This is a genomic window from Streptomyces sp. DH12 (assembly GCF_020873895.1).
In the GTDB taxonomy this organism is placed as follows: domain Bacteria; phylum Actinomycetota; class Actinomycetes; order Streptomycetales; family Streptomycetaceae; genus Streptomyces.
Window position 1 is genome coordinate 1 of record NZ_JAHWGT010001626.1, and the last position, 393, is coordinate 393.

Genomic DNA, 393 nt, shown 5'->3' on the forward strand with positions numbered 1-393 from the left:
GAGTACGTAGCTCAGGTACTCAGCGGTCGGTCGGCCAGCCCGGATGCCCGGGATGAAGCCACCATACTTCTTCATGTTGTCCGCGACTTCCCCGGGGTTGAACGAGATCGCCACGTAGAAGAACGCGAAGAAGACGATGAGCAAGAAGTACAGCGTCACGTAGATCGGGTGGTCACCGCGGACGAGGTGCGCCTCGATCCAGGTCTTCCACCCCGAGGTGCCGCTGGAGAACTGCGCGATCAGCGCCGGGATGTACAGCAGCGACGAGGCGAAGATGACCGGGATCACACCGGCCTGGTTGACCTTCAGCGGGATGTAGGTCGACGTACCGCCGTAGGAACGGCGGCCGATCATCCGCTTCGCGTACTGGACGGGGATCCGGCGCTGGGCCTG

At 63.1% G+C, this 393-nt stretch carries 1 protein-coding gene; it reads right to left on the reverse strand.

Going from position 1 to position 393, the window contains the following annotated elements:
• A partial coding sequence (locus LPA54_RS41410; RefSeq protein ID WP_267488051.1) for a preprotein translocase subunit SecY occupies positions 1-393 on the reverse strand: 393 nt, incomplete at both ends.